This window comes from Neobittarella massiliensis (ex Bilen et al. 2018) (assembly GCF_014269355.1).
Classification (GTDB): Bacteria; Bacillota; Clostridia; order Oscillospirales; family Ruminococcaceae; genus Neobittarella; species Neobittarella massiliensis.
Genome location: NZ_JACOGI010000002.1, coordinates 96,926 through 113,179, shown reverse-complemented (window position 1 = coordinate 113,179; position 16,254 = coordinate 96,926). Strand labels below are relative to the sequence as shown.

At 60.6% G+C, this 16,254-nt stretch carries 16 protein-coding genes; 9 read left to right on the top strand and 7 right to left on the bottom strand.

Going from position 1 to position 16,254, the window contains the following annotated elements; all coding sequences use genetic code 11:
• Positions 1-32 precede the first annotated feature (32 nt).
• The gene (locus H8K20_RS09635) at positions 33-959 is read right to left on the bottom strand and encodes a nucleoside hydrolase (protein ID WP_186488288.1); all 927 of its coding nucleotides are present in this window, start codon (positions 957-959) and stop codon (positions 33-35) included.
• Between the two features lie 323 nt (positions 960-1,282).
• On the opposite strand from H8K20_RS09635, the gene H8K20_RS09630 reads away from it, so the two are divergent.
• Positions 1,283-1,948 carry an AAA family ATPase gene (locus tag H8K20_RS09630; protein WP_105205912.1) on the top strand — a complete coding sequence of 222 codons (666 nt, stop codon included), beginning with the start codon at positions 1,283-1,285 and terminating at the stop codon, positions 1,946-1,948.
• A gap of 224 nt (positions 1,949-2,172) precedes the next feature.
• On the opposite strand, the gene H8K20_RS09625 is transcribed toward H8K20_RS09630, so the two are convergent.
• The 6 genes from H8K20_RS09625 to H8K20_RS09600 form a co-directional block, all read right to left on the bottom strand.
• Positions 2,173-2,922: a hypothetical protein gene (locus tag H8K20_RS09625; RefSeq protein WP_186488287.1), complete on the bottom strand. Its 750-nt coding sequence runs from the start codon at positions 2,920-2,922 to the stop codon at positions 2,173-2,175.
• 270 nt (positions 2,923-3,192) lie between these two features.
• Entirely contained in the window at positions 3,193-4,932 is a 1,740-nt protein-coding gene (locus H8K20_RS09620) for an NADH-dependent [FeFe] hydrogenase, group A6 (RefSeq protein ID WP_186488286.1), read from the bottom strand.
• Between the two features lie 18 nt (positions 4,933-4,950).
• Positions 4,951-6,738 (bottom strand): NADH-quinone oxidoreductase subunit NuoF, encoded by a 1,788-nt coding sequence (nuoF, locus tag H8K20_RS09615; RefSeq protein WP_186488285.1) that lies wholly within the window; start codon positions 6,736-6,738, stop codon positions 4,951-4,953.
• Positions 6,739-6,754: 16 nt separating this feature from the next.
• Positions 6,755-7,129 (bottom strand): (2Fe-2S) ferredoxin domain-containing protein, encoded by a 375-nt coding sequence (locus tag H8K20_RS09610; protein WP_105205908.1) that lies wholly within the window; start codon positions 7,127-7,129, stop codon positions 6,755-6,757.
• A complete protein-coding gene (locus tag H8K20_RS09605; protein WP_154866579.1) occupies positions 7,129-7,683 on the bottom strand; it encodes an ATP-binding protein in 555 nt (184 codons plus the stop codon). Before H8K20_RS09605 ends, H8K20_RS09610 begins: the two co-directional genes overlap by 1 nt.
• 5 nt (positions 7,684-7,688) lie before the next feature.
• Positions 7,689-8,189 carry an NADH-quinone oxidoreductase subunit NuoE family protein gene (locus H8K20_RS09600; protein WP_105205906.1) on the bottom strand — a complete coding sequence of 167 codons (501 nt, stop codon included), beginning with the start codon at positions 8,187-8,189 and terminating at the stop codon, positions 7,689-7,691.
• A gap of 345 nt (positions 8,190-8,534) precedes the next feature.
• Here H8K20_RS09600 and H8K20_RS09595 point away from each other — a divergent pair, with 345 nt between their 5' ends.
• The 8 genes from H8K20_RS09595 (at position 8,535) to H8K20_RS09560 (ending at position 16,169) form a co-directional block, all read left to right on the top strand.
• The gene (locus tag H8K20_RS09595) at positions 8,535-8,894 is read left to right on the top strand and encodes a DRTGG domain-containing protein (RefSeq protein WP_105205905.1); all 360 of its coding nucleotides are present in this window, start codon (positions 8,535-8,537) and stop codon (positions 8,892-8,894) included.
• 59 nt (positions 8,895-8,953) lie between these two features.
• Positions 8,954-9,379: an ATP-binding protein gene (locus tag H8K20_RS09590; protein WP_105205904.1), complete on the top strand. Its 426-nt coding sequence runs from the start codon at positions 8,954-8,956 to the stop codon at positions 9,377-9,379.
• Between the two features lie 86 nt (positions 9,380-9,465).
• The gene (locus H8K20_RS09585; protein WP_186488284.1) at positions 9,466-10,686 is read left to right on the top strand and encodes a hypothetical protein; all 1,221 of its coding nucleotides are present in this window, start codon (positions 9,466-9,468) and stop codon (positions 10,684-10,686) included.
• A gap of 28 nt (positions 10,687-10,714) precedes the next feature.
• Positions 10,715-12,034 carry a [Fe-Fe] hydrogenase large subunit C-terminal domain-containing protein gene (locus H8K20_RS09580; protein WP_154866576.1) on the top strand — a complete coding sequence of 440 codons (1,320 nt, stop codon included), beginning with the start codon at positions 10,715-10,717 and terminating at the stop codon, positions 12,032-12,034.
• A complete protein-coding gene (locus H8K20_RS09575; RefSeq protein ID WP_243206434.1) occupies positions 12,027-12,377 on the top strand; it encodes a hypothetical protein in 351 nt (116 codons plus the stop codon). Before H8K20_RS09580 ends, H8K20_RS09575 begins: the two co-directional genes overlap by 8 nt.
• A complete protein-coding gene (locus tag H8K20_RS09570; protein WP_105205901.1) occupies positions 12,377-13,102 on the top strand; it encodes a PHP domain-containing protein in 726 nt (241 codons plus the stop codon). The genes H8K20_RS09575 and H8K20_RS09570 overlap by 1 nt, the downstream gene beginning before the upstream one ends.
• Positions 13,103-13,327: 225 nt before the next feature.
• Positions 13,328-15,904, top strand: coding sequence for a heavy metal translocating P-type ATPase (locus tag H8K20_RS09565; protein ID WP_186488283.1), 2,577 nt, complete (start codon positions 13,328-13,330; stop codon positions 15,902-15,904).
• A 1-nt stretch (position 15,905) separates the two neighbouring features.
• Positions 15,906-16,169 carry a metal-sensing transcriptional repressor gene (locus H8K20_RS09560; protein ID WP_105205899.1) on the top strand — a complete coding sequence of 88 codons (264 nt, stop codon included), beginning with the start codon at positions 15,906-15,908 and terminating at the stop codon, positions 16,167-16,169.
• Positions 16,170-16,254: the final 85 nt, after the last annotated feature.

Genomic DNA, 16,254 nt, shown 5'->3' with positions numbered 1-16,254 from the left:
CACCGCTTTTTATTGTCAATTTTGGCTGCCGGTCACTGGCAGAGGTTGTACAGGTAGTCTTTAAAAGCCTTCTCGTCCAGGCGCTCACAGATGACGGCGTTATACTGCTCTTTGGGTGCATGGGTGGTATCGACGATCATCTGGCCATAGTTTTGCGGGCTTTTCGTCTCGATAAAGACATAGGCCGGAAAGCTCTCGGCGATACAGGCGGGGTGGATGGCGGCCGCCACGGCGGTGGGGTCGGGCAGGGTAATGACACTGCGGCCCCAGGTCTTTTCGTAAAACACCCGCAGCGAGTCGTTACAGCGCATACAGAACTGGGCCACCGGCCCGCCCCGATTAAAGCGGTCGATGTCCTCGGCGCGGAAAGCGCACTCGTTAAGACAGACATCCAGCTGCACGATCTGGATGGGGATGCCGCTATTCAAGACGATGGAGGCCGCCTCGGCATCGATATAGATGTTGTACTCGGCCATGGGGTGCCAGGCGGATGAGTGCGGTTTGGCGCCGCCCATGACGGTGATGCGCTTGAGCTTTTTCATGGTCTGGGGCGCCTGCAGGATGCACAGGGCCACATTGGTGAGCGGGCCCAGCGCGATGAGTTCCAGGTCGGAGGGGTCCTGCTCGATGCAGCGCAAAATGGCATCTACGGCGTGGCCGGGCTGCACCGGCACCTCCGGCTCGGGCAGGAACATATCGCCCATCCCGTCTTCGCCGTGTACTTTTTCACCGGTAATGAGGTCGCGGAACATGGGCTTAGATACGCCCTTGACAACAGGGGGGCGATAGGTGCCGGCCTCCTGTACCGAGCGGCGGGCATTGATGGTCGCCTGCTCCAGCGCCACGTTGCCGGCCACCACGGTGATGAGCTCGACCTTGACGGCGGGTTCACGCAGGGCCATGATAAGGCCGACGGCGTCGTCGGAGGCGGTATCGGTATCGATGATCAGTCGCTGCATAGTGGTTCTCCTTTTTTTACTGCTGGGCCGGGCTCCAGCGCAAACGGCTGGGGGTAGGGCTGAGCGTTTTTTGTCATTTGGATGGATAAGCAGTGTATGGCCGCTTTTCGGGTTCCCGTTGTATGCGGGACCTACGTATGTTATACTGGACTTGACTTCACCGGAATACACCGGGTGATAGAATTTGCTGCATACTAGGAGGTACATCTGTGTTTGGGATCTTATGGACGTGTAGGCGCACCCGCTAAAGCAAATTTTACCCAACGCGTGCTCAGGTTTACCTGGGCGCTGTTTGCCTTGTCATTTCCATAAGGAGAGAACATATGAATATAGCAGATAATATCCTGCGAGCACACCTGACAAACGTCTTTTTTGTGGGCGGGACCGCCTGTGGTGGAAAGACGACCATCGCACGGGCATTGGCCCAAAAACATGGTTTTACCCTATACGATATGGACGCCCGCTTTGCACAGCACCAAAAAATCGCCGACTGTGTCCACCAGCCCGCCATGACCCAGACTTTTGACAGCTGGGAGGCGTATTTCTGCCGCCCTTACTGGGCGTACAGCGCGTGGTTGCAGCAGAGCGTCGACGAGCAGCTTCAGATGGCGCTGATCGACCTGATCGAGTTGTCGAGAGAGCAGCCGGTGATCGCCGATTTGCACCTGTCGCTGGAAACGGCCAGACGGATCACCGACCGGCAGCACATGGTATTTTTGATCGCGTCGCCCCAGCGGGTGGCCAGAGACTACTACGCCCGGCCAGACCACCGGGATATCTGCGATTGCATCATGGGGCTGCCGGACCCACAAAAAGCGTTTGAAAATTGCAGCAAGGCGCTTATTTACACCACCCAGCCCTTTTATGATACCGTAAAAAGGAGCGAGATGTTTTGGCTGGAGCGGGATGAGAGCAGCACTGTAGCGGGTACGCTGGCCCGAGTAGAGCGGCATTTTGCCCTTGACGGGCAGCACCAGACAAAGGGCTGATCTGAACGCCCCCATCACCACGCTGCATTTTTATGCATAGCGGGTACTGGGCCGGGTGGCTAATCAGGCTGTCTGTGCGGGCAAGTCTTGCAGGTGCAACAGCCGCACAGCGTCTATTTTCTATTATAGTGTTATTTTAGCGGGGCTGCCAGAAGCAGCCCCGCTAAATTTGTCACGAAAAAACTGTTCACATAGCCCGGCACCCGCAGTGCGGGTACAAGCTGTCAGTTATGCCGGGCACGGCGGCGGTACCACAGGTGACCCGCAAGCGCGGCGGCCAGTATGGCGAACAGTACCAATACCAGCCCCAGCCAACCGGGGGCGGTGTGTCGATCCTGCTGGGGGTGGTAGTAGGCCCTTAAACGGGCATTGAACTGCTCGAGATCCAGCGGACCAGTACCGTTATCTTCGGAGAATAAAAAGTAACGGCGCTCCCCCTGCCCATTGACCGCGCTGACCGCCACCTGATCGCGGTAGGGTAGCAGCCAGACGTCACCGCCGTAACCGGCCTGCTCCCAGCAGAACTCCCGCTCCGCTGTGGAGGGCGCTTTGACCGGCTGTATTTTTTTGGTCTTGGGCCTGCCGCCGGCATCGACGGTAAAATAGAGCACGAATCCGCTCGGCCCGCCGCGGGCATCGTTGCCGACCAAAAACAGCGCGTAGAGCGGCTGCTCACGGGGGACCAGCACATCGCCCTGACCGTCGTAGCGGCGGTCCATCAGCGGCCTGGATACCTGCAATATCTGCTGGCTGTAGCTGGGAATATCGGTGATGGGGGCGGCGAGCTCATCGCTCTGCAGCTGCCGCCACACGGCGTCGCAGTCGCCCATAAAAAGCAGCTGGCGAAATACGTCGCCGGCATCGGGAAACAGCGGGTCCTGCGGCTCGAGCGCCCACACCGGCTGTTGGGCGGCGATGAGCAGACACCACAGCAACAACAGCATCCCAGTTGCCACACGTCGTACCTTGCCCATCCGAAAACAGCCCCTTTCTGACGGCGCCACATACAAAAGAACGCCATATGGTCTTTTGCACAGAATCAGTTCCTAGAATGTCCCTATTATACCAAAATTACCGGGCCCTCTCTAGTAAATAGCTGATTTTCTTTATATATGACCATTTTTCGACATTTGATTGGCAGAGATGCACAACTGCCGTTTAGCGGGCGCGCAAAAAAACAGGGCTCTGCCTACAGATAGACAGAGCCCTGTTTTAAATTGTGCATGTAGGAGGTAAAGACCTCTTTACAGGCCGCGCTTTACATAGCTGGTGTGCAGGATGCTGTGGGCCTTGTGGCTGCCAGGTTTCTCGAGGTACTCCTCGTAGACTTTTTTGATGACCGGGTTCTGGTGCGACTTGCGCAGCGGCAGGTTGCGGTCAGCCTCGTACAGGGCGGCTGCGCGCAGACCTTTGAGATCTATGTTGTTGCGGACCGCTGCGTGCTGGACCGGCTGGCCGCCGCCATTGACACAGCCGCCGGGGCAGCCCATGATCTCGATAAAGTGGTACTGCTTCTCGCCGGACTGGACCCGTTTGAGCAGCTCGTCGGCGTTGCGGGTACCGGAGGCGACCGCCACGTTGACATCCATACCGGCCACGTGATAGGTGGCCTCTTTGATGCCGGCAGTGCCGCGCACCTCGGTGAACTCGACGTTCTGCAGCTCTTCGCCGGTGAGGGTCTCGACGGCGGTGCGCAGGGCAGCCTCCATAACGCCGCCGGTAGCACCGAAGATGACGCCGGCACCGGTGGCCTCGCCCAGGGGATTGTCGAAATCCTCGTCGGGCAGATCGGTGAACTGGAGACCGGCGCGCTCGATCATGCGGGCCAGCTCGCGGGTGGTGAGAGCCACATCTACATCGGGCACGCCCGCTGCGGCCTGGTCGTCACGGCCGACCTCGAATTTCTTGGCGGTGCAGGGCATGATGCTGACCACGAAGATCTTCTTGGGGTCGATCCCCTCTTTCTCGGCGTACCAGGTCTTGGTGATGGCACCAAACATCTGTTGCGGCGACTTGCAGGAGGAGAGATTGCCGATCATGTCGGGGTAGTAGTGCTCGCAGAACTTGACCCAGCCGGGGGAGCAGGAGGTGATCAGCGGCAGCTGACCGCCGTTTTGCACCCGGTCGAGGAACTCGTTGGCCTCTTCCATGATGGTCAGATCGGCCGAGAAGTCGGTGTCGAACACCTTGTCAAAGCCCAGGCGGCGCAGAGCGGCGACCATTTTGCCCTGCACGTTGGTACCGATGGGCATACCGAAAGCCTCGCCCAGGGTGGCGCGGATGGACGGCGCGGTGTTGACCACCACGTATTTGTCGGGATCGGCCAGAGCCGCCCAGACCTCGTCGGTCTGATCTTTCTCGGCGATAGCGCCGGTGGGGCAGGCCACGATGCACTGGCCGCAGGAGATACAGCTGGTGTCGCCCAGACCCAGGTCGAAAGCCGAGCCGATGTGGGAGGCAAAGCCGCGGTCGTTGGGGCCGATGACGCCGACTTTTTGCAGCTTGGAACAAGCGGCTACGCAGCGGCGGCAGAGGATGCACTTGGAGTTGTCGCGGTACATGTGGGCGGCGGAGTTATCGATCTCGTACTGCTCGTTCTCGCCGTCGTAGTAGCCCTCGTCCTCGACCTTCAGGTCTTTGGCCAGCTTCTGCAGCTCGCAGTTGCCACTGCGCACGCAGGACAGGCAGCTGCGGTTGTGGGTGGAGAGGATCAGCTGCAGCGTCTTTTTTCTGGAATCCAGAACCTTGGGGGTGTTGGTGAACACCTCCATCCCCTCGTTGACCGGGGCACAGCAGGAGGCGACCAGACTGCGGGCACCTTTGACCTCGACCACGCAGATGCGGCAGGCGCCGATCTCGTTGATCTCTTTTAAATAGCACAGGGTGGGAATCTGGATGCCCGACAGACGGCACGCCTCGAGGATGGTGGCGTTTTTGGGGACAGAGACGGACATGCCGTTTATTTTCATGTTGATAGTTTCCACGTTTTGCACACTCCTTCTCTACTGGATCGAGATCGCGCCGAATTTGCACTTCTCGATGCACGCGCCACACTTGAGGCACTTGTGCGGGTCGATCTCATGGGGCAATTTGACCGTACCGGTAATGGCGCCGGCGGGGCACACTCTGGAGCAGAGGGTGCAGCCTTTGCACTTGTCGGGGTCGATCGAGTAGGTGAGCAGCGCCTTGCACACGCCGGCAGGGCACTTCTTGTCGACGATGTGGGCCACGTACTCGTCGCGGAAGTAGTGAAGGGTGGCCAGCACCGGGTTGGGCGCCGTCTGGCCCAGACCGCACAGTGCGTTCTCTTTTATGTAGTGGCAGAGCTCTTCGATCTTGTCCAGATCCTCTAAAGTGGCTTGGCCCTTGGTGATCTTGGTGAGCATCTCCAGCAGGCGCTTGGTGCCCACCCGGCAGGGGGTGCACTTACCGCAGGACTCTTCTACGGTGAACTCTAAGAAGAACTTGGCAATGTCCACCATGCAGGTGTCCTCGTCCATGACGATCATGCCGCCGGAGCCCATCATCGAGCCGATGGAGATGAGGTTGTCGTAGTCGATGGGGATATCGAAGTGCTCAGCCGGGATACAGCCGCCGGAGGGGCCGCCGGTCTGGGCTGCTTTAAACTTCTTGCCGCCGGGGATGCCGCCGCCGATCTCCTCGATGATCTCGCGCAGGGTGGTGCCCATGGGAACCTCGACCAGGCCGGTATTGTTGATCTTGCCGCCCAGGGCGAACACCTTGGTGCCCTTAGACTTCTCGGTGCCCATAGAGGCGAACCACTCGGGGCCGTTTAAGATGATCTGGGTGATGTTGGCGTAGGTCTCGACGTTGTTGAGCAGGGTGGGTTTTTCGAAGATGCCCTTCTGTGCCGGGAACGGGGGGCGGGGGCGGGGCTCGCCGCGCTGGCCCTCGACCGAGCGCATGAGCGCGGTCTCCTCGCCGCAGACAAAGGCGCCGGCGCCCAGCCGCAGCTCGATGTCGAAGTCAAAGCCGGTGCCGAAGATATCTTTGCCCAGCAGGCCGTACTCGCGGGCCTGATTGATGGCGATCTGCAGGCGCTTGACAGCGATGGGGTACTCGGCGCGCACGTAGATGAAACCGTGATTGGCGCCGGTGGCATAGGCGGCAATGGCCATGGCCTCTAAGATGGTGTGGGGGTCGCCCTCGAGCACCGAGCGATCCATAAACGCGCCCGGGTCGCCCTCATCGGCGTTGCAGGCCACATATTTCTGGTCGGCGTGGTTCTGGGCGGTGAGCTGCCACTTGACGCCGGTAGGGAAACCCGCACCGCCGCGGCCGCGCAGACCGGAGGCCTTGATGATGTCGATGACCTCTTGCGGGGTCTTTTCGGTCAGGCAGATACCCAGCGCCTTGTAGCCGTCCATGGCGATGTACTCGTCGATGTTCTCGGGGTTGATGACGCCGCAGTTGCGCAGGGCCACACGGTGCTGTTTTTTATAGAAGTTGGTATCGTTGAGGGAGATGACGCCGTTGTCGGTGACCGTCTCGTCGTACAGCAGGCGCTCGACCGGGCGGCCCTTAAGCAGGTGCTCAGACACGATCTCGGGGACGTCGGTCACCTCGACCCGGCTGTAGAAAGAGCCCTCGGGGTAGATGATGACGATGGGGCCCAGCGCACACAGGCCAAAGCAGCCGGTGCGGACGATCTTGACCTCGTCTTGCAGGTCGTTTTTTGCGAGCTCGGACTCGAACGAGTGGATGAGCTGGTCGCTGCCCGAGGACGTACAGCCGGTACCCCCGCAGATCAGTACTTGGGAACGAAACATATCTACTTCCTCCTCACTATTTTGCGTTGGCGCCGATGGTGTACTCGTGTACGATGTTGCCGCCAATGATGTGTTCCTCCACCACGCGGGCGGCCTTTTCAGCGGTCATCTTCACATAGGTGACCTTGGGCTCGCCGGGGACGAACACTTCGACGACCGGCTCGTACTGGCAGATGCCGATACAGCCCGTCTGGGAGACCATGACCTGGTGGGTGAGGTCGCGGTCGGCCACTTCTTTGGCAAAGGCATTGAGTACCGGGCGGGCGCCGGCGGCGATGCCGCAGGTGGCCATGCCCACGACGATGCGCTTGCAGTTTTTGTCTTCTTCGCGCAGCCCGATGCTGCCTTTCATCTTGTCTTTGATAGCCTGCAGTTCCGCTAAGCTCTTCATTATTCTATGACACCTCCGTAAAGTTCTGTAAGATGTTCCTGTATGTACTCTCTGATAAATTCCAGCACCTGCGGCGTTGCGAGGGGCACCCCCTCCAAGACCTGTTTAAACTCTCTGGTGTCGGCGGCAAAGCTGCGCCCGTCAACGGTGTGGGTGTACAAAAAGTCGGTCGACTCGTTGACCATGACGAGACTGCAGTAGGTGCCGGCCATGTCACCCAGGGGCATGCGGTCGATGTGACTGCGCACGAAAGTGCCCTGGATGAAAGTACCTTGCCCCACCCGCGAGCGGATGGAGAACTGGCCGCCGGCCATCTCGCTTTGCATTTTGAAAAACGGCACCCCCAGCCCCACCTTGCGGGTGGTGCGGGTAGTGTAAAACGGGTCGGTCACCCGGCGCTGCGTCTCCTCGTCCATGCCGCAGCCGTCGTCTATGACGGCGATGCGCATGAAGTCTTTGGCCCGGTCCTCCTCGATCTCGATCTGCACCAGCGAGGCGCCGGCCTTGATGGAGTTCTGGGCGATGTCGAGGATGTTCAGTGAGAGTTCCTGCATGGCTGCTACTTGTTCTGGTACTCGGCCAAAATACGATCTACATCGTCGACCACCAGGCGGCCGTACACCTCGTCGTTGATGGTCATGACCGGAGCCAGACCACAGGCGCCGATGCAGCGGCAGGCCTCGAGCGAGAAGCGGCCGTCGGCGGTGCACTCGCCGCCCACGATGCCCAGATTTTGACTGAGCTTATCAAAAATGTCGCCGGCGCCTTTTACGTAACAGGCGGTGCCCAGGCAGACGGAGATTTTGTATTTGCCTTTGGGATTGAGCGAGAACTGGGAGTAAAAACTCACCACACCGTAGATCTCCTCCAGCGGCACATCCATCTTATCGGCGATGATCTTCTGCACCTCGATGGGCAGATAGCCGTAGATATCTTGTGCCTGCTGCAGTACCGAGATGAGTGAGCCCTGTACGTCCTTATGGGCCTCGATCACCTCCAGCAGTTTCTGCTCCTGCTCTTGGGTGCCGCTGAAAGGCACCGATGAGATTTTTCCAGCCATGAAACTTGACCTCCTAACGGATTGTACAGATACAGGTGTAAAAACAACCTTCTCTATCTACTATAATTAACATATGAATTATATCAAAGCGCCGCGCGCAAAGTAAAGTGAAACTGGAAATAAGCGGAAATAAACAAAAAGTTCGACGTTTACGTCAATAAACCCATTTTTTCTTTGGTAGTATTGCCTGTTAAAATATTGTCATTTAGGGGGAAAAACGTTTGCGCCCGCCCGGGAGAAAATGCTATCATATCAGTAGATATTCTGTGCTGCCTCACCGCCCCACTGCGGCGGTGGGGCCGCGCGCATACCGGGCCGCACCGGCCCCGACTGGAGGGATACCAATTGACGATCCACGACATACAGCAGATACTCGACGCCCGCTGGATTTACGGCGAGGAGCTGGCTGACCGCGAGGTGCACACCGCCTGCGGCAGCGACATGATGAGCGATGTGCTGGCCTTTGTAAAGGACCAGTCGGTGCTGCTCACCGGCCTGGTCAACCCGCAGGTGGTGCGCACCGCCGAAATGATGGACATGGTGTGTATCGTGTTCGTGCGGGGCAAGACCCCGGACGAGAACATCACCGCTCTGGCACGGCGCGGCGAGATCGCTCTGCTGTGCACCGACGAGCGCATGTTCACCGCCTGTGGCAAGCTGTACGCCGCCGGACTGAGCGGCGGTGTGGGGGAGCGCCTCTCGTGAGCGGCGACTGACTGGCCGCGCCCGCAGCGGGCCGAGCCAGAGAAGGTGGGAGTTATAGTATGGGAGAACTGGTGAAACTGCATTACGACGTGCCGGGGGACGATTTTACCCGCGCGGGAGAGGCCTCCAGCGACGTGAAGAAAAAGCTCAAGACCCTGGGCATCGACCCGGGGTGTATCCGCAAGGTGGCCATCGCCATGTACGAGGGGGAGATCAACATGGTGATACATGCCCACGGCGGCACCGCCGACGTGGAGGTCACCACCGCCTATATCGACATTGCTCTGGCCGACCAGGGCCCGGGCATACCCGACGTGGCGCTGGCCATGACCGAGGGCTTTTCTACCGCCCCGGAGGAGGTTCGCAACCTGGGCTTTGGCGCCGGGATGGGCCTGCCCAACATGAAAAAGTACACCGACGACATCCGCATCGAGACCGAGCTGGGCGTTGGCACCACCGTGTATATGCGCGTCAACATCGCCTGATCGCGGGCCGCGCTGCAAGCGCCGGGCACCACCGCCCGGACACTTTTATTAAATAAGGTATACACGCAGAGAGGAGGCGCACAGAAATGGCCTACCGCAACAGCCAGATAGACCGGCAGAACTTCAGTTGGTTTGCCAGCGACCGCAAGGTAAATTCTCTGGTGGAGATCGAACTCGACCGGGGGCGCATCGCGCAGTTGGGGCCGCTGTGCGCCCACTTTACCTATCCTATGGCCGCCTTTTGCGGCGAGCGGGGGGCCGGCGGCAGCGCGCTGCTGGCGGTGGCGGCCTGCGCCTATCACGGGCGCAGCTGCCCGCCGGGGCGTCAAAAACCCTACTACACCTTTGGCGACTTCTTTACTTTTTCGGCCGATGACGCCCACATCAAGGGCTGCGTACTGCGCTATACCCTGCGGCTGCCGCTGATCGATGTGGTGGAGACCCGCCGCCGGGAACCCTGCCAGCGCTGGAACGACTACGCCCGCCGCAGCGAGCGGGCGGTGTACTACCTGGACCGCGACCGCGTGCCGGGCGCTGAGGCGGTGCTGGCGGCAGTGGCCGCAGTGGGCAGGGGCGGCATGGTGTGTGTAGAACAGCTGGAGTGGGGGCTCTCGGTCCCCCAGCAGAAAAAGCTGGTGACCGCGCTCAAGGCACTGTGCGCCAAAAATCACTGCCAGCTGCTGTGCACCACCCGCTCACCGGCCATACTGGCTGCACTGCCGCCGGCGGCGCGCTACCGGCTGGTGCAGCAGGATGGCCAGACGCTGCTGGAACACCCAGTGCCCCCGGAGGCGGCGCTGCCACAGCACCGTGAAAAGTTGCCGATATACCTGCAAAAAGAGGCCGGCCCCTGGTTTTGGGGGCTGGCACCGCTGGCGTTGCGGCAGCAACTTCAGCCGGTCTACTGCCATACAGCCGCCGAGCTGGCACAGCGACTAGGCGAAGACGACCGCGCCCCACTGGGGGCGTGTACCGCCCGCGCCGAAGGGCGCACCGCGGCACTGTTGCCGGTGGCAGCACGGCACAAGCTGCTATCGCTGCCGCCGCTGCTGGATGCGCCCAGCGAGCTGCTCAGCCGCCTGTGTCAGCTGTCGAGCCGCAGCCGGCTATGTGACAGCTGGGGCTGCGACGACACCGACTTGCAGCAGCTGCTATCTGACGCGGCAGCTACCGCCGACCCGCTGGGGGCGCTGGCTGCGACACTGGACGAACCCCGTGAGGCGCTGCAGCGGCAGCTGGCGGCAGCGGTGCGCGATACTGTTCACTGCCGGTCTTTTGCCAGCCGCTTAGAGGCACTGTTTGAATGAGTATTCTGCGAGAGGAGGCACCCCGGCCATGACCGACTTTTACCATTCGGTGACTTTGGACCCGGACAAGTGCAAAGGCTGTATCAACTGCATAAAGCGCTGCCCCACCGAGGCCATACGGGTGCGCAAAGGCAAGGCGTATATCATCAAAGAGCTGTGTATCGACTGTGGGGAGTGTATCCGCATTTGCCCCCACCATGCCAAACAGGCCACTTACGACCCGGTGACGGCAGTATTACAGGCACCTTACAAACTGAAGATCGCTCTGCCACCGCCGGCGCTTTTTGCCCAGTTCAACAACTTGGAGGACATGGATATCGTGGCCTCGGCCCTGCTGCGCATGGGCTTTGACCGGGTGTTTGAGGTGTCGCGGGCGGCGGAGCTGGTGAGCGACGCCACCCGACGCATCATGAAATACGGCGATATCAAGCGGCCGGTGATCTCGAGCGCCTGCCCGGCCATTACCCGGCTGATCCGGGTTCGTTTTCCCGAACTGTGCGACCACGTGCTGCCGCTGCACGCACCGGTAGAGGTGGCGGCGGCACTGGCTAAAAAAGAGGCCAGCGAGCAGACCGGTATACCGCTCGAGGAGATCTGCACGGCATTTATATCGCCCTGTGCGGCCAAGGTGACGGCGGCCAAGTCGCCCATTGGGGCCGAGCACAGCCAGATCGACTACGTGCTGGCCCTGAAAGACGTGTACCCGCTGCTGCTGGAACAGATGAGCGAGGAGCAGAACCAGCCGCTGACCAACACCGGCCGCATCGGCATCAGCTGGGGTTCCAGCGGGGGCGAGGGATCGGCGCTGCTGCTGGATAACTACCTGGCCGCCGACGGCATCGAGAACGCGATACGGGTGTTAGAAGATCTGGAGGACGAAAAATTTGACCGGCTGGACTTTATCGAGCTCAACGCCTGCAGCGGCGGCTGCGTGGGCGGGGTGCTGACGGTAGAGAACCCCTACGTGGCCAAGACCAAGCTGCAGCGGCTGCGCAAGTACCTGCCGGTGAGCTGCAACCGTCTGACATCGCCCATACCGGCCTTTTTTAAATGGGACCAGAAGCTGGAGTACCAGCCGGTAATGACGCTGGACAGCGATCTGTCGGTGGCTATGCAGAAGTTAAACGACATCGAGCAGCTGGCGGCGAGCCTGCCGGGGCTGGACTGCGGCTCGTGCGGGTCTCCCTCGTGTCGGGCCTTTGCCGAGGATGTGGTCCGCGGCAAGGCGGCGGTGGGGGACTGTATCTTCCGCATGCGCGACGAGATCGAACTGTTGGGCGGCGACCAGACCGACCTGCGCGACCTGGTGCCGCTGCCGTTTAGAAAGGAGGAGCGGGATAATGGATAACGTGTTGTTTTCGACCGCCGATCTGGCGGACTGCGCCGGCATTGAGCCGGTGTGCTGTAGCCAGGAGAGAGAGGTGACCGGGATCTACTGCTGCGACCTGCTGAGCATGGTGATGGGCCGGGCCCAGGAGGGGGATCTGTGGATCACGGTGATGGGCAACGTAAATGCGATCGCGGTGGCGGCGCTGGCTGACGTTGCCTGTATCGTGGTGGCGGAAGGGGCCGTGCTCGATGAGGAGGCCCGCACCAAGGCGCAGCAGCAGGGCATCAACGTGTACTGCACCGAGCTGCCGGTATACCAGACCGCTATGGCGGTGACCGCACTGGCCGCCGGAGGCGCGTGATGGGGGCGGGCCGGCTGGCCCGATACGACCTGCACCTGCACAGCTGCCTATCCCCCTGCGGGGACGATGAGATGACCCCGGCTACCATTGTGGGACTGGCCAAGTTGGGCGGCCTGGATTTTATTGCCCTGACCGACCACAACACCGTTAAAAATTGCCCCTATGCCCTGGAGGCGGGGCGGTTCTACGACCTGCCGGTGATACCGGGCATGGAGCTATGCACCCGTGAAGAGGTGCATGTGGTGTGCCTGTTTGACAGCCTGCCCGGGGCGCTGGCCTTCGGCGATGCGGTATATGAAAAGCTGCCGGATATTGCAAACGATGAGGAGATCTTCGGGCACCAGTATATCTGCAACACCGATGACGAGGTGGTGGGGAAGTTGGATAAACTGCTCATCAACGCCTGCGACATCTCCATTTACGATGCCGTGCCCATGGCCGCCCGGTTTGGCGGCATCGCCTACCCGGCCCATGTGGATAAGAGTGCCAACAGCGTGCTTTCGAACCTGGGTTTTTTAGACGCGGACATGGGGTTTACCATCGCTGAGTTGGCCGATATCGCCAAGGCGCCGGACCTCTTGCAGCGGGGGCTGTTGCCGCCGGATATCAAGACCATCACCAACTCCGACGCCCACTACGCCAAAGATATCAAAAATCCAGCTCGGCCGGAGTATCTGCCCAGTGAGATAGCAGGGTTGCTGGAGCGGCTGTTAAAAACTGCATAGCGGCAGTGCGCCGCGGGCAAACTGAGCTGTGAGCCCGTGGCCCGCGCCGGGACGAGGACGGCCCCTCGCCCCGGCTTTTTTCATATTTGTAAGCGGCAGATACCGGCGGCCACGCGCGGGGACAATAAAAATGCAGTGAGCGGTATTGACAAACTACACTGCTGTGGTATACTATACATACACCCCCTCCCCCTGGGGGTGTCTACCACACAGGAGGGAGACCTTATGAGACAGCAGAAATTTGACGTCACCGGTATGACCTGCTCGGCCTGCAGCGCCCACGTAGAAAAAGCGGTGCGGGGACTTGACGGGGTGGAGGAGGTCTCGGTCAACCTGCTCACGGGCAGCATGACGGTACAGGTGGACGACCAGGTGACCGACACCCAGATCGAGGCGGCGGTCGACGCCGCCGGCTACGGCGCTACCCCCCACGGACAGCAGATCGCCGACCGGACTGCGCCGGCTGGGCCCAGCCCGGTAGAGCTGCAGATCAAAAATATGAAGATGCGGCTGTGGGTGTCGTTTGGCTTTTTGATACCGCTGATGTACATCTCGATGGGACACATGGTCGGGCTGCCGCTGCCCGGTTTTTTGAGCGGCATCGAAAACGGCGTCACCTATGCTATGGCTCAGTTTTTGCTGACGCTGCCGGTGGTATATGTGAACCGCAAGTACTACCAGGTGGGTTTTAAGACCCTGTTTCGCGGGGCACCCAACATGGACAGTCTGATCGCCATCGGCTCGACGGCGGCGCTGGTGTACGGGGTGTTCGCCATTACCCGCATCGGCTACGGGCTGGGCATACAGGATATGCAACTGGCCCACCACTACCACATGGACCTGTATTTCGAGTCGGCGGCCATGATCCTGGCGCTGATCACCCTGGGCAAATATTTGGAGGCCCGCAGCAAGGGAAAGACCAGCGAGGCCATTACCAAGCTGATGGATCTGGCCCCCAAGACCGCCACTGTGGAGCGGGACGGCCAGGAGCTGGAGCTGCCGGTAGAGCAGGTGGTATCGGGCGACACGGTGCTGGTGCGGCCCGGCCAGAGCGTGCCGGTAGACGGGGTCATCCTCGAGGGCAACTCCAGCCTGGACGAGGCGGCCATCACCGGCGAGAGCATACCGGTAGACAAAGGGCCGGGGGATACGGTCATCGGCGCCAGCATCAACCGGGCCGGGTTTTTTAAGTTCCGCGCCACCAAGGTGGGCGAGGACACCACCTTGTCGCAGATCATCCGGCTGGTGGAGGACGCCAGCTCTTCTAAAGCGCCTATTGCCAAGCTGGCCGACAAGATCTCCGGCGTGTTCGTGCCGGTAGTCATCGGCATCGCCCTGCTGGCGGCAGTCGTCTGGCTGATCGCCGGGGCCACCGTGGAGTTTGCGCTCTCGGTGGGTATTGCGGTGCTGGTCATCTCGTGTCCCTGCGCGCTGGGCTTGGCCACACCGGTGGCCATTATGGTGGGCACCGGTAAAGGGGCCGAAAACGGCATCCTCATCAAGTCGGGCGAGGCGCTGGAGACGGCACACAGCATCGACACGGTGGTGATGGACAAGACCGGGACCATTACCCAGGGGCACCCGGTGGTCACCGATATCTTGCCCCTGGCCGGGCAAGAGGAGCCCGCTCTGCTGCAGTTGGCAGCCAGCCTAGAAAAGCGCAGTGAGCACCCGCTGGCCCAGGCCATTTTAGACCGGAGCGGCGAGATGGGGCTGACACTGGAGCCCACCGACGACTTTACCGCTATTTTTGGCAAAGGACTCACCGCCTCGATCGGCGGGCAGGCGTACTTTGCCGGCAACGAGGCCCTGCTGGCCGACAGCGGTATCGCCCTGAGCGAGCAACAGCAGGCCCAGGTGGCGGCGTTGGCCGAGGATGGCAAGACTCCGCTGCTATTTGCCGATAGCGAGCGACTGCTGGGCATCATTGCCGTAGCCGATACGGTAAAGCCCACCAGCGCTCAGGCTATTGCCGACTTTAGGGGGATGGGCATCGACGTGGTGATGCTCACCGGCGACAACGCCCGCACGGCTGGGGCCATCCAGCGGCAGCTGGATATCCCCCACGTCATCGCCGGCGTGCTGCCCCAGCAAAAGGAGCAGGAAGTAGCCAAACTACAGGCCGCCGGCAAAAAAGTGGCCATGGTGGGCGACGGTATCAACGACGCCCCGGCACTGGCCCGGGCCGATGTGGGTATTGCCATTGGCGCCGGCACCGATGTGGCTATTGAGAGTGCCGACGTAGTGCTGATGAAGAGCGACCTGCAGGACGCGGTGACAGCCGTACAGCTGAGCAAGGCGGTCATCCGCAACATCAAACAGAACCTGTTCTGGGCATTTTTTTACAACTCGGTGGGCATTCCGCTGGCTGCCGGGCTGCTGTACCCGGCGCTGGAGCTAAAACTAAGCCCCATGTTTGGCGCAGCGGCCATGAGCCTATCCAGCGTTTGCGTGGTGACCAACGCTCTGCGGCTGCGGGGCTTTCGGCCTAAGCGCACCGGTGCCAAGCTCCGCCACTCGGCAGAGCCGGCACCGGCCGATATACAGGAAGTACACCAGAGTGATCTACCCACACAACAAGAAGGAGAGAGTACCATGAAAAAGACCATTCACATTGAAGGTATGATGTGCACCCACTGCGTGGCGCACGTGGAGAAAGCACTGAATGCCATCGACGGCGTACAGGCCACTGTGAGCCTAGAGGACAAAAACGCTGTAGTCGAGCTGGAGCACGACGTGGCAGACGACGTGCTGAAAGCCGCTGTGACCGACGCCGGCTACACCGTCACCTCGGTAGAGTAACATGAAAGCCGACAAACAGACGGTGACCCGGCTGCTGAAGACGGCCCGGGGCCAGCTGGATGGGATCCTCTCGATGGTGGAGGACGACCGCTACTGCATCGATATCTCAAACCAGGTGATGGCGACCCAGTCGGTGCTGGCCAAAGCCAATCGGGAGATCCTAAAGGCCCACATGCTGGGCTGCGTAAAAGACGCCTTTGCCAGCGGCGATCCGGAGGAGAAACTGGACGAGGTGCTGGCTATCATCGACAAGCTGGCCAAATAGACAGGCTGCCTTGGGCGGCAAAAAGTGGGGCGGGCGACCAAATTGGTCGCCCGCCCCACGCTTATATGCAAGCTATATTACCTTT

What these genes read in the sequence shown, in the direction of transcription:
- H8K20_RS09635 (WP_186488288.1), bottom strand. Translation starts at nt 959, where the DNA reads ATGCAGCGACTGATCATCGATACCGATACCGCCTCCGACGACGCCGTC.
- H8K20_RS09630 (WP_105205912.1), top strand. Translation starts at nt 1,283, where the DNA reads ATGAATATAGCAGATAATATCCTGCGAGCACACCTGACAAACGTCTTT.
- H8K20_RS09625 (WP_186488287.1), bottom strand. Translation starts at nt 2,922, where the DNA reads ATGGGCAAGGTACGACGTGTGGCAACTGGGATGCTGTTGTTGCTGTGG.
- nuoF (WP_186488285.1), bottom strand. Translation starts at nt 6,738, where the DNA reads ATGTTTCGTTCCCAAGTACTGATCTGCGGGGGTACCGGCTGTACGTCC.
- H8K20_RS09610 (WP_105205908.1), bottom strand. Translation starts at nt 7,129, where the DNA reads ATGAAGAGCTTAGCGGAACTGCAGGCTATCAAAGACAAGATGAAAGGC.
- H8K20_RS09605 (WP_154866579.1), bottom strand. Translation starts at nt 7,683, where the DNA reads ATGCAGGAACTCTCACTGAACATCCTCGACATCGCCCAGAACTCCATC.
- H8K20_RS09600 (WP_105205906.1), bottom strand. Translation starts at nt 8,189, where the DNA reads ATGGCTGGAAAAATCTCATCGGTGCCTTTCAGCGGCACCCAAGAGCAG.
- H8K20_RS09590 (WP_105205904.1), top strand. Translation starts at nt 8,954, where the DNA reads ATGGGAGAACTGGTGAAACTGCATTACGACGTGCCGGGGGACGATTTT.
- H8K20_RS09585 (WP_186488284.1), top strand. Translation starts at nt 9,466, where the DNA reads ATGGCCTACCGCAACAGCCAGATAGACCGGCAGAACTTCAGTTGGTTT.
- H8K20_RS09580 (WP_154866576.1), top strand. Translation starts at nt 10,715, where the DNA reads ATGACCGACTTTTACCATTCGGTGACTTTGGACCCGGACAAGTGCAAA.
- H8K20_RS09575 (WP_243206434.1), top strand. Translation starts at nt 12,027, where the DNA reads ATGGATAACGTGTTGTTTTCGACCGCCGATCTGGCGGACTGCGCCGGC.
- H8K20_RS09570 (WP_105205901.1), top strand. Translation starts at nt 12,377, where the DNA reads ATGGGGGCGGGCCGGCTGGCCCGATACGACCTGCACCTGCACAGCTGC.
- H8K20_RS09565 (WP_186488283.1), top strand. Translation starts at nt 13,328, where the DNA reads ATGAGACAGCAGAAATTTGACGTCACCGGTATGACCTGCTCGGCCTGC.
- H8K20_RS09560 (WP_105205899.1), top strand. Translation starts at nt 15,906, where the DNA reads ATGAAAGCCGACAAACAGACGGTGACCCGGCTGCTGAAGACGGCCCGG.